General features: G+C 66.1%; 15 protein-coding genes and 1 tRNA gene. 9 read left to right on the forward strand and 7 right to left on the reverse strand.

What is annotated here, in order from left to right; all coding sequences use genetic code 11:
• The first annotated feature begins 122 nt into the window (after positions 1 to 122).
• From KF785_16410 to KF785_16420, 3 genes are all read left to right on the forward strand, one after another.
• On the forward strand, positions 123 to 1,241 hold the full coding sequence (locus KF785_16410) for an efflux RND transporter periplasmic adaptor subunit (protein ID MBX3148349.1): 1,119 nt from the start codon (positions 123 to 125) through the stop codon (positions 1,239 to 1,241).
• Between the two features lie 3 nt (positions 1,242 to 1,244).
• Entirely contained in the window at positions 1,245 to 4,373 is a 3,129-nt protein-coding gene (locus tag KF785_16415; protein ID MBX3148350.1) for an efflux RND transporter permease subunit, read from the forward strand.
• Between the two features lie 129 nt (positions 4,374 to 4,502).
• Positions 4,503 to 5,051, forward strand: coding sequence for a Uma2 family endonuclease (locus tag KF785_16420; protein ID MBX3148351.1), 549 nt, complete (start codon positions 4,503 to 4,505; stop codon positions 5,049 to 5,051).
• A gap of 108 nt (positions 5,052 to 5,159) precedes the next feature.
• Here KF785_16420 and KF785_16425 read toward each other — a convergent pair whose 3' ends face one another.
• A complete protein-coding gene (locus KF785_16425) occupies positions 5,160 to 6,518 on the reverse strand; it encodes a beta-lactamase family protein (GenBank protein ID MBX3148352.1) in 1,359 nt (452 codons plus the stop codon).
• A 155-nt stretch (positions 6,519 to 6,673) separates the two neighbouring features.
• Between KF785_16425 and KF785_16430 the strand changes: the two genes are divergently transcribed.
• The 3 genes from KF785_16430 to KF785_16440 all read left to right on the forward strand — a co-directional run bounded on the left by KF785_16430 (position 6,674) and on the right by KF785_16440 (position 10,758).
• Entirely contained in the window at positions 6,674 to 8,227 is a 1,554-nt protein-coding gene (locus tag KF785_16430) for a hypothetical protein (GenBank protein ID MBX3148353.1), read from the forward strand.
• 90 nt (positions 8,228 to 8,317) lie between these two features.
• Positions 8,318 to 9,460, forward strand: a complete 1,143-nt coding sequence (locus KF785_16435; GenBank protein MBX3148354.1) for a membrane dipeptidase — start codon at positions 8,318 to 8,320, stop codon at positions 9,458 to 9,460.
• Between the two features lie 8 nt (positions 9,461 to 9,468).
• On the forward strand, positions 9,469 to 10,758 hold the full coding sequence (locus KF785_16440) for an amidohydrolase family protein (protein MBX3148355.1): 1,290 nt from the start codon (positions 9,469 to 9,471) through the stop codon (positions 10,756 to 10,758).
• A 5-nt stretch (positions 10,759 to 10,763) separates the two neighbouring features.
• On the opposite strand, the gene KF785_16445 is transcribed toward KF785_16440, so the two are convergent.
• The 4 genes from KF785_16445 to KF785_16460 all read right to left on the reverse strand — a co-directional run bounded on the left by KF785_16445 (position 10,764) and on the right by KF785_16460 (position 15,908).
• The gene (locus KF785_16445) at positions 10,764 to 13,298 is read right to left on the reverse strand and encodes a carbohydrate binding family 9 domain-containing protein (GenBank protein ID MBX3148356.1); all 2,535 of its coding nucleotides are present in this window, start codon (positions 13,296 to 13,298) and stop codon (positions 10,764 to 10,766) included.
• A gap of 72 nt (positions 13,299 to 13,370) precedes the next feature.
• Positions 13,371 to 14,780 carry a serine hydrolase gene (locus KF785_16450; GenBank protein MBX3148357.1) on the reverse strand — a complete coding sequence of 470 codons (1,410 nt, stop codon included), beginning with the start codon at positions 14,778 to 14,780 and terminating at the stop codon, positions 13,371 to 13,373.
• A 91-nt stretch (positions 14,781 to 14,871) separates the two neighbouring features.
• Positions 14,872 to 15,645 (reverse strand): sulfite exporter TauE/SafE family protein, encoded by a 774-nt coding sequence (locus KF785_16455; GenBank protein ID MBX3148358.1) that lies wholly within the window; start codon positions 15,643 to 15,645, stop codon positions 14,872 to 14,874.
• A gap of 2 nt (positions 15,646 to 15,647) precedes the next feature.
• Entirely contained in the window at positions 15,648 to 15,908 is a 261-nt protein-coding gene (locus KF785_16460; protein ID MBX3148359.1) for a hypothetical protein, read from the reverse strand.
• A gap of 102 nt (positions 15,909 to 16,010) precedes the next feature.
• Between KF785_16460 and KF785_16465 the strand changes: the two genes are divergently transcribed.
• Together KF785_16465 and KF785_16470 are read left to right on the forward strand one after the other, a co-directional pair.
• A complete protein-coding gene (locus KF785_16465; protein ID MBX3148360.1) occupies positions 16,011 to 17,192 on the forward strand; it encodes a cystathionine gamma-synthase family protein in 1,182 nt (393 codons plus the stop codon).
• A 2-nt stretch (positions 17,193 to 17,194) separates the two neighbouring features.
• Complete coding sequence (locus KF785_16470) at positions 17,195 to 17,872, forward strand: peptidylprolyl isomerase (protein MBX3148361.1); 678 nt, start codon at positions 17,195 to 17,197, stop codon at positions 17,870 to 17,872.
• A gap of 12 nt (positions 17,873 to 17,884) precedes the next feature.
• Here the strand turns inward: KF785_16470 and KF785_16475 are convergent, their stop codons facing one another.
• On the reverse strand, positions 17,885 to 18,535 hold the full coding sequence (locus KF785_16475; protein MBX3148362.1) for a TetR family transcriptional regulator: 651 nt from the start codon (positions 18,533 to 18,535) through the stop codon (positions 17,885 to 17,887).
• A gap of 95 nt (positions 18,536 to 18,630) precedes the next feature.
• On the opposite strand from KF785_16475, the gene KF785_16480 reads away from it, so the two are divergent.
• Complete coding sequence (locus tag KF785_16480; protein ID MBX3148363.1) at positions 18,631 to 19,560, forward strand: SDR family NAD(P)-dependent oxidoreductase; 930 nt, start codon at positions 18,631 to 18,633, stop codon at positions 19,558 to 19,560.
• 163 nt (positions 19,561 to 19,723) lie between these two features.
• Here KF785_16480 and KF785_16485 read toward each other — a convergent pair.
• Positions 19,724 to 19,795: transfer RNA gene (locus KF785_16485), tRNA-Thr, on the reverse strand.
• Positions 19,796 to 19,878: the final 83 nt, after the last annotated feature.

Genomic DNA, 19,878 nt, shown 5'->3' on the forward strand with positions numbered 1-19,878 from the left:
CGCCGCCCGAGGCCCCCCGCCCTGCACGCAGCAAATTGGCAGGCTTCTACGTAGTACTGGCGGGCCCGGCGAATCCAATGCCAGGCCCGCCTTTCCACCTTTTGCGAGATTCTTGCAACTCGATGAATCCAACCTACCGCTCCGCCCGGCGCAGCCCGCTGCTCTGGCTGGTCCTGGCGTCGAGCCTCATCGGCATGGGCTGCCGCAAGGCGCCCCCGCCCCGCTCCGCGGCCGTGCCCGTCACGACGGCCCGGGTGGAACAGCGGACCGTGCCGTTCGAAGTCTCTGCCCCGGGCACCGTCGAACCAATCACTGCGGTGGCCGTGACAGCCCAGGTCAGCGGCTTGATTACCGCCGTTCACTTCTCGGAGGGCGCACTGGTCGAGGCAGGCCAGGTTCTGTTCGAAATCGACCCGCGCCCCTACCGCAACGCCCTGCAGCAGGCCGAGGCCAACCTGGCTCGCGACTTGGTGCAGCTCGAGAATGCCCGCCGCCAGGTGGAGCGGTACCAGGGTCTGGCACAGAACGAGTACATCACCTCCGAGCAGTATGAATCGCTCAAGGCGGCGGCCGCCGGGTTTGCTGCCACGGTTCAGTCCGACTCGGCCACGGTCGACAACGCCCGCCTCAACCTCGAGTACACCACGATTCGGGCGCCGATTTCCGGTCGAACCGGTGGCCTCCTGGTCAAGCAGGGCAACCAGGTTCGGGCCCAGTCTGCGGAACCGCTGGTGCTGGTCAACCAGACCGCGCCGATCCTGATCCGGTTCTCCGTCCCCGCCAGCTACCTCCAGACCATCCGGGCGCAGCGCGGCGAGCGGCTGCGGATTCGAGCCGCGGCCACGGCCGACACCACCACGCTGCTCGGCACGCTGTCGTTCGTCGACAACGCCGTGGACACGACCACGGGCGCCATCCTGCTCAAGGGTCTCTTCTCCAATGCCGACGGGCGGCTCTGGCCGGGACAGTTCGTCACGACCACGCTGGAACTGTATCAGGAAAAGGATGCCATCCTGGTGCCCAACGCGGCAATCGTCACGGCAGAGGCCGGCAGCTACGTCTTTGTGATCGACCAGGAGCGGAAAGCCTCGATGCGCACCGTGATGCTGGGCCGTACCGTTGGGGAGTACCAGATTGTCACCGCCGGACTCGAACCCGGCGAACGGGTGGTAACAGACGGCCAGCTCCGGCTCACCCCGGGCGCGACGGTCGATATCAAGAACCTCGACCCCGGGGCCTGATCGATGAACATCGCCGAGCCGTTCATCAAGCGACCGATCGCGACGACCCTGATCATGACGGGCGTCATGATCTTCGGCGCGCTCGGCTACCGCCAGCTCCCGGTCAGCGACCTGCCGACCATCGACTACCCCACCATCAACGTCAACGCCAACCTCTCGGGCGCCAATCCCGAGACCATGGCCTCGGCGGTGGCGACTCCGCTCGAGCGCGCCTTCTCGAGCATCCCGGGCATCGAGCAGATCACCTCGACCAGCCGACAGGGCTCGACCGATATCACCCTGCAGTTCTCGCTGTCGCGCAACATCGATGCTGCCGCGCAGGACGTTCAGACCGCCATTTCTCGCACGGTACGTCGTCTGCCCGACGACATGCGGGATCCGCCCAGCTACAGCAAATCGAACCCCTCCGACCAGCCGATCATCTACTACTCGGTGACCTCGGAAACGCTGCCCCTCTCGACCGTCAATGAGTACGCCGAGACGATGATCGCGCAGAAGCTGTCGACCATCGACGGCGTGGCGCAGGTCAACCTGATGGGCGAGCAGCGGTATGCGGTGCGAATCCAGATCGATCCGCGCGCGCTCGCCTACCGGCGGATCGGGATCGACGAGGTCGTGGCGGCGGTCAACAGCAACAACATCAGTACCCCGGCCGGGTCGGTGTGGGGCCGGACCAAGGTGCTTGCTCTGCAGTCGAACGGCAAGCTCGAGAGTTCGTCGGCCTTCCGGGAGATCACGGTCGCCTATCGCAACGGGTCCCCGGTTCGCCTGGGTGATCTCGGCCTCGTCGTCGATGCGGTCGCGAACCCGCGCCAGGGCAACTGGTACAACGGGGTCCGCACCATCACGCTCGCAGTCAACCGCCAGCCTGGCTCGAATACGGTCGAGGTGGCCGACCGCGTCTCGGCCATGATCGACGAGATCAAAGAGCAACTCCCGCCGTCGATTCAGGTCAACCGACTCTACGACCGTTCGGTCACCATCCGTGAATCGGTCGCCGAGGTGAAGTTCACGCTGGCCCTGACCCTGGGCCTCGTGGTGATGGTGATCTTCCTCTTCCTGCGCAACCTGCCGGCCACCGTGATTCCGAGCATGGCGCTGCCACTCTCGATCGTGGGCACCTTCGGGGTCATGGCCATGGCCGGCTTCAGCATCGACAACCTGTCGATGATGGCCTTGACCCTGGCCGTCGGCTTCGTGGTCGACGACGCCATCGTGATGCTCGAGAACGTGGTCCGCCATCTGGAGATGGGCAAAACACCGCTCCAGGCCTCGCTCGACGGGGCGCGGGAAATCGGCTTCACCATCGTCTCGATGACGATTTCGCTCGTCGCCGTGTTCATCCCGATCATGTTCATGCCCGGGCTGCTGGGCCGGCTCTTCCACGAATTTGCCGTCGTCATCGGCGTGGCAATCCTGATCTCAGGATTCGTGTCGCTGACCCTGACGCCGATGATGTGCGCCCGCTTTCTCAAGCAGGATCACCACGTCAAGCGCGGCAAGCTCTACCAGATCACCGAAGCGGCGTACGACTGGTCACTCGGCCTCTACCGCCGAACCCTCTTGTGGGTCATGGGCCACAAGCGGGCCACCCTGGCCTTTTCGTTCGCGATCCTGGTGGGCACCGGCATCCTGTTTGCCGTGGTCCCGAAAGGATTCATTCCGAATCAGGACATCGGTGCCGTGTTCGGCAGCGTCGAGGCGGCGGAAGGCACGCCGTTCGAGCAGATGCGGGAACACTTCCGTCGCGTCGGCGAGGTGATCCGTGAAAATCCCAACGTCGAGGCGGTGCAGATCGGGTCCTGGGGCAACTGGGGTCGGGTCAGCGTCTACCTCAAGCCGTATCACGAACGCAATGCACGCGCCCAGGAAGTGATCCATCAGCTGACCGGGCCGCTATCGCAGGTACCGGGCGTCCGGGTCTTTCTGACGAATCCGCCCGCCATCCGGATCGGGGGCCGGCAGAGCCGGAGCGAGTACCAGTTCACCCTGCAGAGCCCCGAGCTCGACGTGCTGTATGAGAGCGCCACCGCGCTCGAGACCAAGATGCGGGGTATGCCCGGGCTCAAGGACATCACCAGCGACCTGCAGATCCGCAACCCGCAGCTGCGTGTCAACGTCGACCGCGATCGCGCCGCGGCCCTGGGGCTCAACATCAGCCAGGTCCAGAGCGCGCTCTACAACGCGTTCGGCTCGCGCCAGATCTCGACGATCTGGGGCAGTACCAACGAGTATGCGGTGATCCTGGAACTCCTGCCGGAGTTCCAGGGCGATCCGTCGGCCATCAACCTGCTCCACGTTCGCTCGCCGCGCAGCGGGGCGCTGGTGCCGCTGGGCTCGGTGGCGTCGGTCGAGCCGGTGCTGGGGCCGCTTTCGGTCAACCACTCAGGCCAGTTGCCCTCGGTGACCCTGGCCTTCAACCTCGCGCCCGGCATGCCGCTCGGCGACGCCGTGGCAGCGGTCCGCCAGCTGGCCAACCAAACCCTGCCGTCGAGCATCACGACGAGCTTCTCGGGAACGGCGCAGGCCTTCCAGCAGTCGCAGGCGGGCCTGGCCTTCCTGCTCGTCGTGGCCGTGCTGGTGATCTACCTCGTGCTCGGCGTACTGTACGAGAGTTTCATTCATCCGATCACGATTCTCTCCGGGCTGCCGTTTGCCGTATTCGGCGCGCTGCTCACCCTGCTCATCTTCAAGACCGATCTCGACATCTACGCCTACGTCGGCTTAATCCTCCTGGTCGGCATCGTCAAGAAGAACGCGATCATGATGATCGACTTTGCGCTGGAGGCCGAGCGGCGGGAAGGCAAGCAGCCCGAAGAGGCCATCGTCGAAGCCTGCCTGGTGCGCTTCAGGCCGATCATGATGACGACGATGTGCGCGCTGATGGGCACCCTGCCGATTGCGCTGGCATGGGGCGCCGGCGCCGAAGCGCGTCGGCCGCTGGGCGTGGCCGTGGTGGGCGGACTGGCGTTCTCGCAGATCGTCACGCTGTATGTGACGCCAGTCTTCTTCACCTATCTCGATACCTTCCAGAAGTGGCTCAGCACCCGCTTCGGGGGGCGGCGGCGGCAGACTCTCGCCGTGGAACCTGGAGTTGCCCAACCAGCGATGATGGAGAGCGGGGCGCCGTAGAGGATCGTTCTCGAATTGCGTCGTTTTGATCCGACCTTGGGGTCATTCGGCAAGGTTGCTGTGTGGGCAGGCACTATGATGCTGGATGCCGAGTTGCCTGCCCTACCGCCGAGGTGATACGTTATGGCCATGCCCGCATTGGTCCCGCGGTACACCGTCGACCAGTTGGATTCGTTCCCGGACGACGGAAACCGGTACGAACTCTTGGACGGGGTGCTGCTCGTGACGCCCGCGCCAGGGGTGCCCCACGAGTTCGTGGTGGTCCGGCTCCGGGAACTGCTCGGTCGCTATCTCGGTGAACGTGCGCTCGTATTCACGCGCGGCGCTGTCCAGCTCTTACCGCACGATCATCTCGAGCCGGATCTGCTCGTCGTGCCTTTCATGTCACGTGTTCCCAAAACATGGGCGGACCTACCCGAGATCTGGTTGACCGTTGAAGTATCCGGCCGGGGCTCACGCGTGTACGATCGTGACTTCAAGCACGCGGCCTACCATCGCCTCGGTGCGCAAACCACGTGGCGCGCCGACATGTTGACCCGTACCGTCACGTACTCCAGTATCGAGGGCGGTCCTTCCGTTACGACAGCGGACCGCTTCGCCTGGCGCGCGCCAGGATTTGCCGAAGCGCTTCAGATCGACGTCGCGCCCCTGTTTGCGGGTATCGACACGGACGAGTAGCCATCGTGCGCCGCGCTCTTCGACTCCTCGCCGCATCGAGCCCGGGTCGTCGCGGCGAACGCGACGCCCGTGGCTCGTTCCAACCCACCCTGACCTGGAACCGGGGCCCTACTGCCGGAGCAGGATGTTGTGGGCGTAGCCGGCATCCATGCGCAGCTGGACCGGCTTGCCATCCTTCCGATCGAACGTCAGCAGTGAGCCCCCCGCGCTGAAGCTGTCTCCGCCCCGATAGCTGAGCGCTTGCCACGGCCCGTTGGGCGCCCGCCGGATCCGGACCTGGCCAGCGCTGTCGGCAATCCACACTGTCATCGGCCGCCCCCGGCCCGGGCCGGTGTAGGTGCCGGCGTACTCGGCCGCATTTCCCGCAAAGGTTTGGGTCCGGTCCGGCGCCGGGCCGAGGACGATGTTGGCAATCGCCGCGGCCATGGCGTCGGGCCGCGCCGGGCCCTGTGAATTGAGCAGGACGACCACCGTCAGATCCTGCTCCGGCCAATACGCAGCAAACGAAGCGAAGCCGTTGATGTCGCCCCCGTGGGAAATCGCCGGACGGCCCGCCAGGTCAACCAGCGCAAACCCCAATCCGTAACGCAACTTGGTGCCGTCGTTGAGTGCAGCCGGCCCGACCAGATCCCGGTACGAAGTCCGGTTGAGGATCCGATCGCTCTTGTGAAGCGCCTGGTTCCACGCGGCCAGGTCGCCTGCGGTCGAGCAGAGCGAGCCTGCTGCGTAAGGCCACCGGTGATTGACGAAGCCCTTGATGACGAGGCCGGTCGAATCCGTGTCATAGCCGTGCGCGTGACCCTTCCGAATCGTCCGCTCGCTGCAGTAGTACGACCGAGTCATGCCGGCCGGCGCAAACAAGCGCTTGGCGACGTAGTCGGCGTACGACATCGCACTCACCTTTTCGATCAGCAAGCCCGCCAGGAAGTAGCCGGAGTTGTTGTAGGTCTGCTGCTCGCCGGGGGGGAAATCGAACGGCTTGGTCTGCACGACCCGAACCAGCGAGTCGCGCGGCACGTTGCTCAGCGAAATGGTTCGAAACTCGGGGATCTCTGTAATGCCCTTGATTCCGGAGGTGTGGTCGAGCAGGCGACGAACCGTGATCCGGTGCCCCTGGGTCTGATAGTCCGGAAGGTACCGGGTAACCTCGGCGTCGAGGTCGATCTTACCCTCCTGGACCAGCTGCATGATGGCGACCGAGGTGAACTGCTTCGTCACCGAGCCAATCTCGTAGCTCGCATTCGACGGCGTAGCCACGTCGTGCTCGAGGTCCGCATAGCCGTAGCCCTTGAGGACCAGGGTGTCCCTGCCGCGGATCACCGCAACCGACCCCCCGGCCAGCCGCCCCGCTTTGATCGGTGCATTGACGAGCGAGTCGATCGCCGCCAGCATCGTCGTACGGTTGGGCTGTTGCCCGGATCCGGCCACCAGCAGAAATGCCATCGATCCCATCAGCCAGGGCTTCATCGTCACGCTATTCCTCTCAGTCGCATTGGGAAAATGGGCAGCTGCCGGGATCGGACCCGGCACCACGTTGTACGGTCAGGGACCGCCCGGGGTTTCGGGGCAATCCGGCCCGGCCCGCTTCCCTCCGCGCGCCCCCTTTTCTATCCTCTATCCCTATGACTCGAATTGGCGTCTTCGGATGGGGTCTCGTTGCCCCGAAATCACCAGACATTGACACCTTCGCTGCCAATCTGGCAAACGGAACGAGCTGGCTGGAGCCGTTCAACGGCTTCGGACCCGATTCCTTCCTGGTTGGCCGCCCGTCCTTCGACATCGAACGGTATCGGAGCTGGGTCAGCGAGCGGTTTCCGCCCCGCCGTTTCGCCCAACTGATCGAGAAGATGGACGAGCCGACCCTGTTCGCCCTCGGCTCCTTTATCCAGTCCCTCGCCCAGAATCCCGGAATCGAACAGGACCTTCAGAGTCTGGGAAGCGAGGCCCATGTCTATGTCGCGCCTGGAATCGGCGCCATCGGCACTTACCACGATGGAGCCCTGCAACTCTACCATGCGCAGCGGCGCTGGGATCGCTACTGGGCCGATCCGGCCCGCAACCCCGCCCTCGCCGCGCACCTCGACGGCGCCACCGACGCCGAGGCGCCTCCTTCGCCCGAGGGTGCCTCGATCGACGAGCGCGACGAGCGGGAGAGCGCCTGGTGGCACTACTGGGCCGCCAAGGCGCCGGGGCTGGCTGCGTACCTGGAGACCCTGCGGAGCATCGAAGGCCTCAATGTCGAAGGCGACATCGAGGCCGGCAAGATCAAGATGATGCGGGAGAAGAGCCGACGCACGACCGCACTCGAAGCGGAATCCGGCGCGCCGCTGCCGCCCTGGAAATCCGTCTCGGCCAACCTGATCTGGAACATCCACAACACGCCGGCTGCGCAAATCTCGATGCTCGGGCGAATCACCGGCCTGGCGTTTGCCCCAGTCGGCGCCTGCTCGACCTTCGGGCTGGGCCTCAAGCTGGCCATCGATGCGATCCGCCGTGGCGAGGCCAAAGCCGTCGTGGTCGGCGCCACCGATCCGTCGCCGCACCCGCTGGTGGTCGGCGCCTTCTATCAGGGACGGGTCATCTCCGCCGATGGCGGGGTCTCCAAGCCGCTGCACGGACTCCGGGGCACCCACGTCGCGGGCGGCGCCGTGGTCTGGATCGTCGGCGACTACGACTACTTCACGGCCAAAGGGTACCGGGCACTCGGCATGGAACCGGTCAGCGTCGGCGTGAGTTCAGACGCCCATCACATCATCACGCCGAGTACCGAGGGGCCCCTCGCAGCGATCCGACAGGCACTCGACCAGGCCGACGCCCAACCCGAGGAGGTCGGCACCTGGGACCTCCACGCCACCGCCACACCGGGAGACTTCCTCGAGGTCGACAACCTGCGGCAGATCATGCCCTCGTCCGTGCTCGTGACGGCTAGAAAAGGCACCTTCGGCCACGGTATGGGCGGCGGCGGCGGCTGGGAACTCACGGCCCAGTATCTTGGGGTCGAGCGCGGCAGCCTGTTCCCGACTCCGCTCGCTGCGTCGGAGCTGCACCCCTCGATCCGGGCGGTGCATCCGCTCTTCGTTTTCAACGAGGCCGTCCCGGCGCCGACCGGGCTCGCCGGCAAGCTCTCGATGGGAATCGGCGGGATCAACGCCTGCGTGCTGTCCCGACCGTGGTAGGCCCGCGTCGGGCTTGACGGTCGCCCGCTCCAGAACGCATACTCCCGAATGCCCACAACAAAATCTGCGGTCACCGTATCCCGACGAGGAATGGTGACCGCCTTCGGAGCCGCGCTCTTCGGCGCGCCGGCAGTTCTGCGCGGTCGTTACCAGCTCTTTGCCGGGTCACAGACCCGCTATTCGGCCCGTGCCATCAAGCTGGTCGAAGGGTCGCTCACCATCGACATGCTGAACCAGTTCCGCTTCCCGGACTTTGCCGACAAGCCACCACTCTCGACCCGCTGGCTGCAGCAGCCGGGCAGCTTTACCGCGGAGCAGTTCGCGGTCTACCGCGATTCGGGCATCAAGGTCTTTGCCCTGGGTCACGGCGCCAGCGACTATGCCGCCGGGATCAAGTACTTCGCGGATTGGAACGGGTTTCTGGCTGGCTACAGCGACTGGCTGATCCGGATCGACGACCTGGGTGATTTCGAGCGGGTCCGCCAGCCGGGCAAGGTCGGCATCATGCTGACCTTCCAGGGCTCCGACCATTTCCGGACCCCCGAAGATGTCGACACCTTCTGGTCGCTGGGCCAGCGCGCCTCACAACTGACCTACAACTACGCCAATCGGATCGGCGCGGGGTTCCTGGAGCACGTCGACGGCGGCCTGACGGTCTTCGGCGAACGGATCGTCGAGCGCATGAACGGGGTCGGCATGGCCGTCGATCTCTCCCATTGCGGTGACCAGACCACGCTCGACGGCATTGCCGCGTCGAAGAAGCCGGTGATCTTCTCCCACGCCGCCTGCCGGGCCCTGGTTCCCGAATCGCTCCGCTGCAAGACGGACGATGCGATCCGAGCGCTTGCCAAGCAAGGAGGCGTGATGGGGATTCCGTTCCTACGCTTCCTGGTCCACGGCGAGGAGCCCGTCACGGTCGAGCACGTGCTCAACCACTTCGACCACGTGGCCAAGCTGGTCGGCGTCGAGCACGTCGGCGTCGGCAGCGACATGGATCTGGTCGGCAATCCCAACCCGGTCAACGGCCCACCGATCACGGAAACCCCAAACTGGGACCGCTACCGACTGCACCGCGATCCCGAGGGACGGATCACCGTGGCCGGCCTCGATCATCCGAAGCGGACCTATGACCTGGCCGAGGGTCTGATCCGCCGGCGCTACTCTGATGGGGACATTGCACTGATCCTGGGCGGCAACTTTGCCCGTGTGCTGAGCAAGATCTGGCCGGCCTGATCGATACCATGAGCCATCGCTTGATGCTGAGCGCCGCCGCGCTGCTCGCGTCGTGGCTGCTGGTCGCTCCGGCTGCGGCGCAGCAAGCCCTTCTGCTCCGCGATCCGACCATCGTCGACGGGCGCGGCGGTCCACCCGTGACGGGCCACAGCGTGCTGATCCGGGACGGACGCATCGCTGCCATCGGCCCGGCCGACCGTCTCGACACCGCCGGCGCCCGAGCGATCGACCTCCGCGGCCGGTATCTGCTCCCCGGCCTGATCGACACCCACCTGCACAGCCCGCCGGACTCGGCAGCCGTCGCCGCCCGGATGGCGTGGCTCTTTCAGAACGGAATCACCACGGCTCGGGACATGGCCGCCGACTCGCATATCCTGCGCGCCGTGGCCTGGGCAACCGAATCGACCGATGTGCCGAGCACCCGGCTCCGCTACATGGCCTTCTGGGCCGGGCCATCGTTTTATCAGGTCGACCGGCGCCCCATCGGTTCGACCCAGGGCAAACCGCTCGGCACGGTACCCTGGTTCCTGGCCGTGGCGGACGTCGACGGTGTCGATGGTCATGTCGAGGATGCCGCAGCGCTTGGCGCGCATGCACTGAAGCTCTACACCGACCTGCCGGCTCCGGTCTTTGGGGCCGCCGTGGCAGCGGCTCATCGCCGAGGCCTCCTCGCGGCAAGTCATGTCGCGGTCTTCCCCCAGCGCCCCAGTGCCGTCATCGCAGCTGGCGTCGATGCCGTCTCTCACTCGGCCCTGCTCGTCTGGGAAGCCGTCGACTCCCTGCCGGCACGCTTCCACACCGTCCCGCACACCAACTTCGGGCCGATCGGTCCGTACCAGCGGGTTGCGCCCGACGATCGTCGGATCATGGCGGTGCTCGACAGCATGCGCCAGCGCGGCACCGTGCTCGATGCCACCGTGCTCGCAATCGAAAAGGGCATCTCGCCCGAGGCGTCGACCTGGGCGCTCCAGGTTACCGCGCTCGCTCGGCAAAGGGGCGTGGCAGTCAGCACCGGCACCGATCGGCCTGAGGCGCCCGACCCTGTCCGGCAGCCGGCCTTGTTCGATGAAATCGAACTGCTGGTCCGGAAGGCGGGCTTCACACCGAGCGACGCCATCACCGCCGCCACCCTGAACGGCGCCCGTGCCGTCGGCATCGCGGCCGACTACGGCACGGTCGAGGTCGGCAAGATTGCCGACCTCATCGTCCTCGACGCCGACCCCACGGTCGACATCCGCAACCTTCGCCGAGTCCGCACCGTCATTAAGGGCGGCACGGCGTACCCCCGGGAGCCGTAACGCAGCTACCGATCGATCCAGTAGGACATCTTGAGCAGGAGGGTATTGGTGGCCGGCGTTCGGAACAGGGCACCGATGTCACCCGTGAAGGAGCGCTCACCGTAGCGCGTTTCCCGGTCGAAGCGGCCGTGCTGCCAGACCAGGAAAAGGACCGACCCCGGCCGATACTCCCACCGCACCACCGCATTCGACCGAAACTGCTTGACGTTGAACTCTGCCGGATCACCAGCGCCCTGATAGGGTGCATACCGATCGTCGTAACTGACCGCGCGCGGGTCAGCCAGCTCGCGAATGTTGCTGAAACGCCCCTTGCTGATGAACGGCTGGAGGTACAGCTGCACCGTCAGGTCCGGCGACGCGGTATAGTCGACCCGCCCGACCACGCTCGCGGTTCGCTGGGTCAGGCGTGCAAAGGTGTAGTGGGTCGTTCCACCGTCGTCGACGACGTTGTCGTACCACTGCCGATCGTCTTCGTTCCATCCGACGCCCAGGCCGACCGACGAACTCCAGCGGCTCGAGACCCGGAAGCGCACCGACGGATCAATGCTGTACGATTGACTCCTACCGCGGTCCCGCTGCCCTGCGTTGAGCCAGAGCGAGGGAATCACTACCATGCGGCTGTCGCCCTCGATGCCCCCCCAGACAGACCGGAAGTCATCGACCCGAACCGCCGGTCCTCCGCGAGCGCAGCGATCGCAGTACGCGTCGCCCGGGCCACTCAAGGTGCCGCCGGCGCGCAGCCACCAGTTGTTGGGCAATCCGAGGTGGATGTTGGTATTGAAGCCCCGTTCCAGCAGCAACCCTTCCGTATTCCACTCGCTCCACTGGTTCACATTCCAGGCAAACATACGGTAGAACCGACCCGGTCGATTGAACGCCAGCTGCAGCCAGGTTGCCTGTGCCTGCCAGTCAGCCCGCCGCAGAAAGCCCAGGTCGTTGATCTCGAACCCCGCCGAGACCCGCTGATAGCTCGTCTCGAACCGGACCTTGCCACCCCCGACCTTGGCCAGTCGCAGTTGCTGGGCAGTGCCTGACAGATTGGTCCGCGTGGGATCATATTCCAGGTCGGCATCGGGTCGCTGGAAGTAGTGAACCGAGCTCGTCTGCGTCGCGGCGATTGCCGCGGAGGTCCCGCTCACACGAGAACCGATCAGCTGGCCCGACAGCTCGAACTGATCGCGCGCAAAGCGATGCCGGAAGTCGACCCCGCCGACCACGGCGCTCGATCGAAGCGCATCCTCGGTCCAGCCGTCGTTGTCCCGCTGCACCATGGTGCCGATCACACCAACACCGGACGAACCGCGACGAAAGTCCTTGGTGAGCCGCCCCACCGTATAGCTGGTGCGCGGCTCGATGGTCCGATCTCCCGTCCCGACCTCCCGCCCGGTCACCGCCTCGAGCACACCAACCGACCAGCCACCGGGCGTCCGTCCCGTCAGCTTGGCGGCGCCAAGGATCGTCGTCCCCGTCGGCGACGTGGCATCACCATACGCATCCGAGAGCGAGGGAGCACGCCCGATGCGACGGGAGTAGAACAGTCGCTCGTTGCCACAATCGCGGACCTGGTAGCAGTTGACCCGCATGCTGAGCAGGCTGCCCCCTTCGATGAAAAAGGGACGGCGTTCCCCGAAGAAGGTTTCGAACGCCGACAGGTTGAGCTGCGCCGGGTCGGCCTCGACCTGCCCGAAGTCCGGATTGACCGTGGCATCGAGCGTCAGGTTCGACGACACCCCGAACTTGAGGTCGACGCCCCCAGCGAGCCGCTGCGGATGGCGAGTCCCGGCGCCTTCGAATACCGTCTCGTTCTTGGTGAGCAGGTACGGACTGATTTCCACCCGCCGAGGCGAGGTCAACCCCTCGAACCCGGTCACCTCACCGAGCTGCGAGGCAATCCCGACCTGGCTTCGCTGATAGCTCGGCCAGCTGACCCGTTCCTTGTAGCGTTCGATGTCGCGCCAGATGCCGATGCCGAAGGTGTGGCTGTCGGCCGCGCCATAGCGAAGCTGAGACAGCGGAATCCGAAACTCCGCGGTCCACCCCAGCGAGTCGATCGTGGTCGCCACGTCCCAGACGCCGTCCCAGGCGACGTCTTCACCGGAATCGTTGAAGAGGGAGATGTCTCGCTTGACCCCTGCGGGATTGACCCCGAACTGAAAACCCGACCGACGGTCGTGGTAGGAGTCGACCATGACTTTGACTTGATCGGTCGGTGCGCGAACGTCTCGCCGCGAGAGCAACCGCAGCAGCTTGTCCGGCTCCGGGTCGAACATCCGGACAAAGACGTAGAGATTCCGGCTGTCGTAGGCGATCTTGGCCTCGGTCCGAAACCGGGGAAGCTTGCCCTCGACCGGATCGAACTCGTAGAAATCGGTTATCGGGTCGGCGACGCGCCAGACCGGGTCGTCGTCGCGACCATCGACGACCGGACTGTGGTCGGCGCGCACGGCAGCGGCTCGCCGTTCAGGCGGTGCCGCTGCAACGTGCGCAGCCGGAATTGCGGCTGTGGCCTGAAACAGGCCGATCGATAGGGCTACCAGCATCCGGTCGTCCAAGCGGGGAACGACCGTTAGACTCTCCCTGCCCCCAAAACGTTGCGTCGACCTCGGCCAGACCTACTTGCCGTTGTTGTAGTAGTTGAGCATCCGGCTCACCAGGACGTCGAGTGCAGTCCCCGTCCGGCCGCCCGTATCGTATCCATTCGTCGCCGCAATGACCGCCAGGCCGCGGCCCAGGCCGACCCAGGCCACCGAATGATTGATGGTGTTGCTGCCGCTGTGGGTCACGGTTCGGCCGTTGGCCCAGGTTCGGGTCGTGGTGATCCACCCGATGGCATAGAGGTCCGTCGAGCCGGCCTGGATCGTCGTGATGCCGGTGGTGAGATGACGGCCGTTGGTCGCACTGATCAGCGCACCGCTGCCGCCATCAGCCTTCATCATCTCCTGAATGACCCTGGCCCAGTCCCGGATCGGCATGTGGGCCCGCCCGGCCGCCGACAGCCCGGGCGGGTTATCGCAAGCTTCGCAGGCCACCCAGGTGTTGTTCTGCCACCGATGCGCTACCGGTTGATCCTGAGAACCTGCCAGCGCCTGCGGACCCCACCCGGCGCCGTTGACGCCTAACGGGCCCCAGAGATGCTGCTGCATCAGCGCCTCGTAGGTGCCGCCCATGGCCCGCTCGATCATCGCGCCGGCAATCACGAATCCGACGTTGCTGTAGAAGTAGTTGCCATAGGCCACGGCCCCCGGATTGGTCAGGCCATAGCGCGCAACCAGTTCGCGCTGTTCCCGCGCCGTTGCCGCTGCGTATTGCGCCGCGCCCGGATCGTTTCGAATCCCGCTCCGATTGGCCAGGAGGTCTTCCAAGGTCACGTTCTGGAACTCGGCGCGGATCTCGGACGACCATTCGGGAAACCAGTCGACGGCTTTGGCGCTCCAGCTGATGTCGCCCCGGTCGACGGCAATCGCAGCAAGCGCGCCGGTCTGCGCCTTCAGGTTGGAACCGATGTGCCACTTGTCGTCGATGGTAACCCGCACCGTGCCGCCGGCCCGACGGAACCCGCCCACCCCGGCCTGAATCTCATCGAGCGTCACGATGGCGCCCGCCATGCCGGGCATGTTGTGGGCGAGTCGGATCGAATCGACGATCCGGTCGAGATTCGGCGCTTTGACCTCGACTTGCGCCGTTCCATTCACCGTTCCCGACGTCGCCGTGATGGTTGCCGTACCGGCCCCCACCGCCGTAATCACACCGGTGCCGCTCACCGTGGCCACGGCAGGTGCGCTCGAGCCCCACGTAAAGGAGGTCGAAACTGTGGCGCCGGCCGAGGTCCGGGCTTCCGCCGCTGCGGAAACCGTCATGCCCGGATAGAGATCACCAGTGGGCACCGTCACCGTCACCGTCGCGACCGGAGCTGCGGGCGGCGGAGGTGGCGGCGGCGGTGGCGTCGGGCCCGACGGGCTGCCTCCCCCACACCCGGCGACAATGAAAACACCGGCTGCAACGAGAAGGGAACGAGTGACCATCAGGCACCTCCTGCAGTGACAAATGAAGCTCTGGATTCCTTATCGCGCATCCGAAGCCGCTCCGGATCACGCAACCGAAGGTCTGGCGGTGCTATCGAAGCATCAGCCAGACGAAACTGCCCAACCCCACCGCGACAACGGCCCGGTGCACCCACACGGCGCCAACCCGTTGAGCGAGTACCGATCCGCCGTACCCTCCCACCAGGCTCCCGACGGCCATCGCAAACGCCACCGGCCAGAGCACCACACCTCCACCAGCGAACAGTATGCCCGCGGCGACGGTCGTCAACAACCCGCCCCAGGACTTGAGACCATTCATCTCGTGGATGTTGGTGAAGCCGAGTATCCCCAGAACGGCGAGCATGATGATACCCATGCCGGCGCCAAAGTACCCGCCATAGACACCCACCAGGAACTGCGATACCAGGAACACGGGCCCCGCCCGGACCGGCTGGTCGGCCGCACCCGATGCTCCCGGACGCTGACGGAGCCAGCGCACGATCGGGCCCTGCACCATGAAGAGCACCGTCGCGCCCAGGACGAGAAACGGCACGATCTGGCTGAAGGTTCGCGATCCGGTCATCAGCACCAGCCACCCTCCCGCCAACCCGCCCAGGACGCTCGGCACGCTGAAGGGCACCAGCCAGGATTGGGTGCGCGCCAGCTGGGCCCGATACCCCCAGACGCCGCCTAACGCCCCGGTCAGGAGCGACAGACGACTCGTCGCGTTGGCCACCAGCGGGTCGACGCCGAGTGCCACGATCATCGGGAACGTGACCAGAGTGCCGCCACCGGCGACCGAATTGATGGCAGCACCAACAGCCGCCGCGAAGGCAGCAAGGAGGAGGACCCCAGCCTCTGGCACGCCTAACCCCGCATCCGCCGGACCACGGTGTTGGGCGACCAGGTGGTTCGGACCCACCGGCCGGCGGCGTCCAGCACCGCGACGGTCACCGAGCCGCTGCCGCGGCTGACCACCTTCCCCTCGAGGGCAAGGCCGTCGACGAAGAAGCGATCGCCGGGAGTCAGCTCATGAACCGCCCCAGGCGGATCGAGTCGGACTTCGAGGCCGAGGGCGAGCTGCGCGGTGGGACCGCGATCGGCTGCCAGACGATAGATGTCGCTCATGACGGGAGGGAAAGTAATTAAGTTTGGCGACGCTCGCGGTCGGGTCGCGGAATGCCCGCGCGCGCACCGCGAGCGGTGTCTCTTACTTCGATGGGTTCCTTCATGTCCAACCGCACCTTCGGGCCGTCGACGCACGCCGTCTGGGCCGGCGAATCGGATCGCAACAATACCGCCCACGCTACGCAGGTACCGATTGTCCTGAGCGCCTCGTTCGGCTACGCCGATCTCGACGAGTGGCTCGAGGTCGCCACCGGCAAGCGCCCCGGGTACAACTACAGCCGCAACACCAACCCGACGGTGGCCGTGCTGGAGGAAAAGATCCGGATCCTCGAGGGCGGCGAGGCGGCGACCAGCTTCGCGAGCGGCATGGCCGCGGTCAGCAGCACCCTGTTCGGCCTGCTCAAGCCCGGCGATCGTGTCGTCACGGTCAAAGACACCTACGGCGGCACCACCCGGCTCTTCATCGAGTTCCTGCCCCGCTGGGGCGTGACGGTCCGCCAGGTCGATACCGTCGACCACGACGCGATCGAGCGGGAAATCCGGGCCGGCTGCACCCTGCTTTACCTCGAGACGCCGACCAATCCGACCCTCAAGGTTCTCGACATCGAACGCCTGGCCCGGGCCGGGCACGCGGCCGGCGCCATCGTGGTGGTCGACAACACCTTCGGCACCCCGATCAACACCAACCCGCTGGCACTCGGCGCCGACCTGGTGCTCCACAGCGCCACCAAGTTTCTCTGCGGCCACGAAGACGCCTTGGGCGGCGTCCTCACCGGCAAGGCCGAGCTGATCAAGCAGGTCTACCAGTATCGCGAGATCCACGGCGCCGCCCTGGGCGCCGATGCCGCCTATCGGATCATCCGCGGCATGAAAACCCTGGCCCTCCGGGTTCGCCACCAGAATGCATCGGCACTCGCAATTGCGACCTTCCTGGCGGAGCATCCCGCCGTGGCGCGGGTCTTCTACCCCGGCCTCGCGAGCCACGAAGGCCACGCCATTGCCCAGCGACAGATGCGCGGTTTCGGCGGCGTGCTGAGCTTCGAACTGGCGGCCGGCGGTCGCGATCTCAAGCGGTTCCTGGGCGCGCTCCAGATCGCCTACTGCGCACCAAGCCTCGGCGCGGTCCAGACCCTGGCCGGCGTGCCCGCCACGACCAGCCATGTCGAGTGCACCGCGGAGGAGCGCGTCGCGATGGGGATTCCGGAAAGCCTGGTGCGCTACTCGGTGGGCATCGAAGAAACCGACGATTTGATTGCCGACCTGTCGGCTGCGCTCGGAGGCTGACCGTGCCCCCGGCGCGTCGGCTGGCTCCGATCCTGTTCGCAACCGCGGCGGCAGCGCTGCTTGGCGCCTGCGCCAAGCGCGACCCCCTGCTGACACCCTCGCCGAAGGCGCTCAGTCGGGCGGCTCCCGATAGCTTCGACGTGCGGATCGAATCGAGCCGCGGACCGTTCGTGATCCGGGCCCGGCGGGATTGGAGTCCGGCCGGGGTCGACCGCTTCCACTACCTGGTGCGCAGCGGCTACTACGACGAGGCGCGCTTCTTCCGGGTCGTGAGCGGATTCGTGGTGCAGTGGGGGTTGCCGGCCCTGCCGGCCGTGGCAGCCGCGTGGGAGGGCCGCAGCATCCCGGACGAGCCCGTCAAATCCAGCAACCTGCGCGGACGGGTTTCCTACGCGCGGGGCGGCCCGAACACCCGGGGCACCCAGCTCTTCATCAACCTCGCAGACAACGCCCGGCTCGATTCGACCAACGGCTTTGGCTTTCCTCCCATTGGCGAAGTCGTCGAGGGAATGGCCGTGGTCGATTCGTTCAACGCCGAGTACGGCGGCACCAACACGGATCGGAAACCGGGGCCGTCACAGGCCGAGATCCGGGCGGAAGGCAACGTCTATCTCGCCCGAGAGTTCCCCCGGCTCGACTTCATTCGTACGGCGCGCGTGGTACGGAGCTGGCGGAAGTAGGCTCGACCATCCTCATCGGCCGCCGGGCCTTCGGGCCTTTCTACCAGGTTTGCGCTGACGCGGGCCCGCAGACACGGCCCGACGATACGGCTGCAGCGCAATCGCGAGGTCGCGGCGGAGCCAGGCATCCGGCGCACCTTCCCGAAAAAAGGCGTAGGCCAGCATCGATCCGCTCACCACGGCGTGAACCAAACGGGCCAGCATGCCGGCGTCGGTATCGTCCCGCAGGTCGCCGGCGCTGACCGCCTCCTCGATCCATCGCACCAGGGCTCGCCGCGTGGCCACCGCGTGATCCCGCACGTGGGCAAACATCTCCGGATCGGTCAAGTCCATCTGCAGGTACGCCAGGTGGTGTGCCAGCGTCGCCGGCGTCTCGGCCATGCCGGCTACACTCGTCGCATATGCCTCCAGCGCGCCAAGCGGCGACCCCGCGCGGGCGCGCAGGGCGTCGAGCATGGCGTCGGCCCCGCCGGCGAACCGCCCGGAAAAGGCCCGCATCAGACCCAGCTTCGACCCGAATCGCTGCACCAGGGCGCCCGCCGTAATACCTGCTTCGCGCCCGACCAGGGCCAGGGTCAGCTCGGCGGGCTCGACCCGCCCCATCACCCGATGCAGCGCGTCGAAAACGGCATCGTCCGAAACCTTGCGTGGGCGAGGACTCACCGTGTCGCCTCAGGAACCATGGGCCTTGACCATTTCTAAATAACCGTTTAGATAATAACTATATCGTTGTTTAGAATCATAACGGGAGGGGTGCCATGCCGATACGGAAGCGGGCGCGAGCACTGGTCGCAGTCGTCATGGGCGGCAGCCGAGGCGCTGGACGCGGGATTGCGCTCGCCTTGGGTGACGCGGGAGCCACGGTTTATGTCGCCGGCCGGACCACCCGGGGTGGCCCCGCTCCGCGGGATGGCGCACCCGGAACCGTCGACGACACGGCCGACGAGGTCACCGCCCGGGGGGGACGCGGCATTGCCGTCCCGACGGATGCAACCGACGCGGCGCAGGTCGCCCGGCTATTCGAGCGGGTCGCCGCGGAACAGGATGGGCTCGACGTCCTTGCCAACGCCGTGTGGGGCGCCGCCGACGGAACGGCGTCGGCCGCCGAAGCGATGGCTGCCTGGGGCACCCCGTTCTGGGAACTGCCAGCCGCCCTGTGGCGCCACCAGATGGACGGCGGCCCGACGGCGTACTTCCTCGCCAGCCGCGAGGCGCTCCGCCTCATGGTTCCCCGGCGTCGCGGCCTGATCGTGGGCGTCACGGATGGACTGATGGAAGGCACGCCGAAGTCGGTCCTCAGCGGCGAGCGTTTCGGCGACTACGCCGGAAACCTGCTCTGGGATCTCTCGCACGTGACGATCAACCGGTTGATGGCCAATCTCGCGACCGACGCGAAAGCGCACCGGGTTGCGGTCGTTACGCTAATGCCCGGCTTCATGCAGACCGAACGCGTTGCACGGACCATGACCACGGAGGCGATCCGGCGTCGTTTCCGCTATGACCTGAGCGAGTCGACCGAGTACCTCGGCCGCGCAGTTGCCGCGCTGGCACGGGACCGCAGGGTGCTGAGCAAGTCGGGGCGGATCCATTTCGTCGCCGACCTGGCGCGTGAGTATGGCTTTACCGATGTCGACGGGGTACAGGTGCCGCGCTTCAACCCATTCGGAGCAACGCCTGCGGAGGAGTGAGTCGCTCGGGACCTGAGCCCAAAGCCCTTACGGACGGGACGACGGGATCAGGATCTCGAACGAATGGCGGGTCTCCGGGGCCACCGGCCACAGATTTGCCACGCGGCACGATGCACGATGAATGAGGGATCTGTAACTGGGGACGTGACAACGACTTCTGAAGAGCCAGCGGTCGGGATTGAACCGACGACCGCTCGATTACGAATCGAGTGCTCTACCACTGAGCTACGCTGGCGTTATGTCCTGAACGCCACTCTTGCCGGCGCCGTAAACCCATGCCCTGACTCGGATTCGAACCGAGACGCCTTTCGGCACTAC

The organism is Gemmatimonadales bacterium (assembly GCA_019637315.1).
Classification (GTDB): Bacteria; Gemmatimonadota; Gemmatimonadetes; order Gemmatimonadales; family GWC2-71-9; genus SHZU01.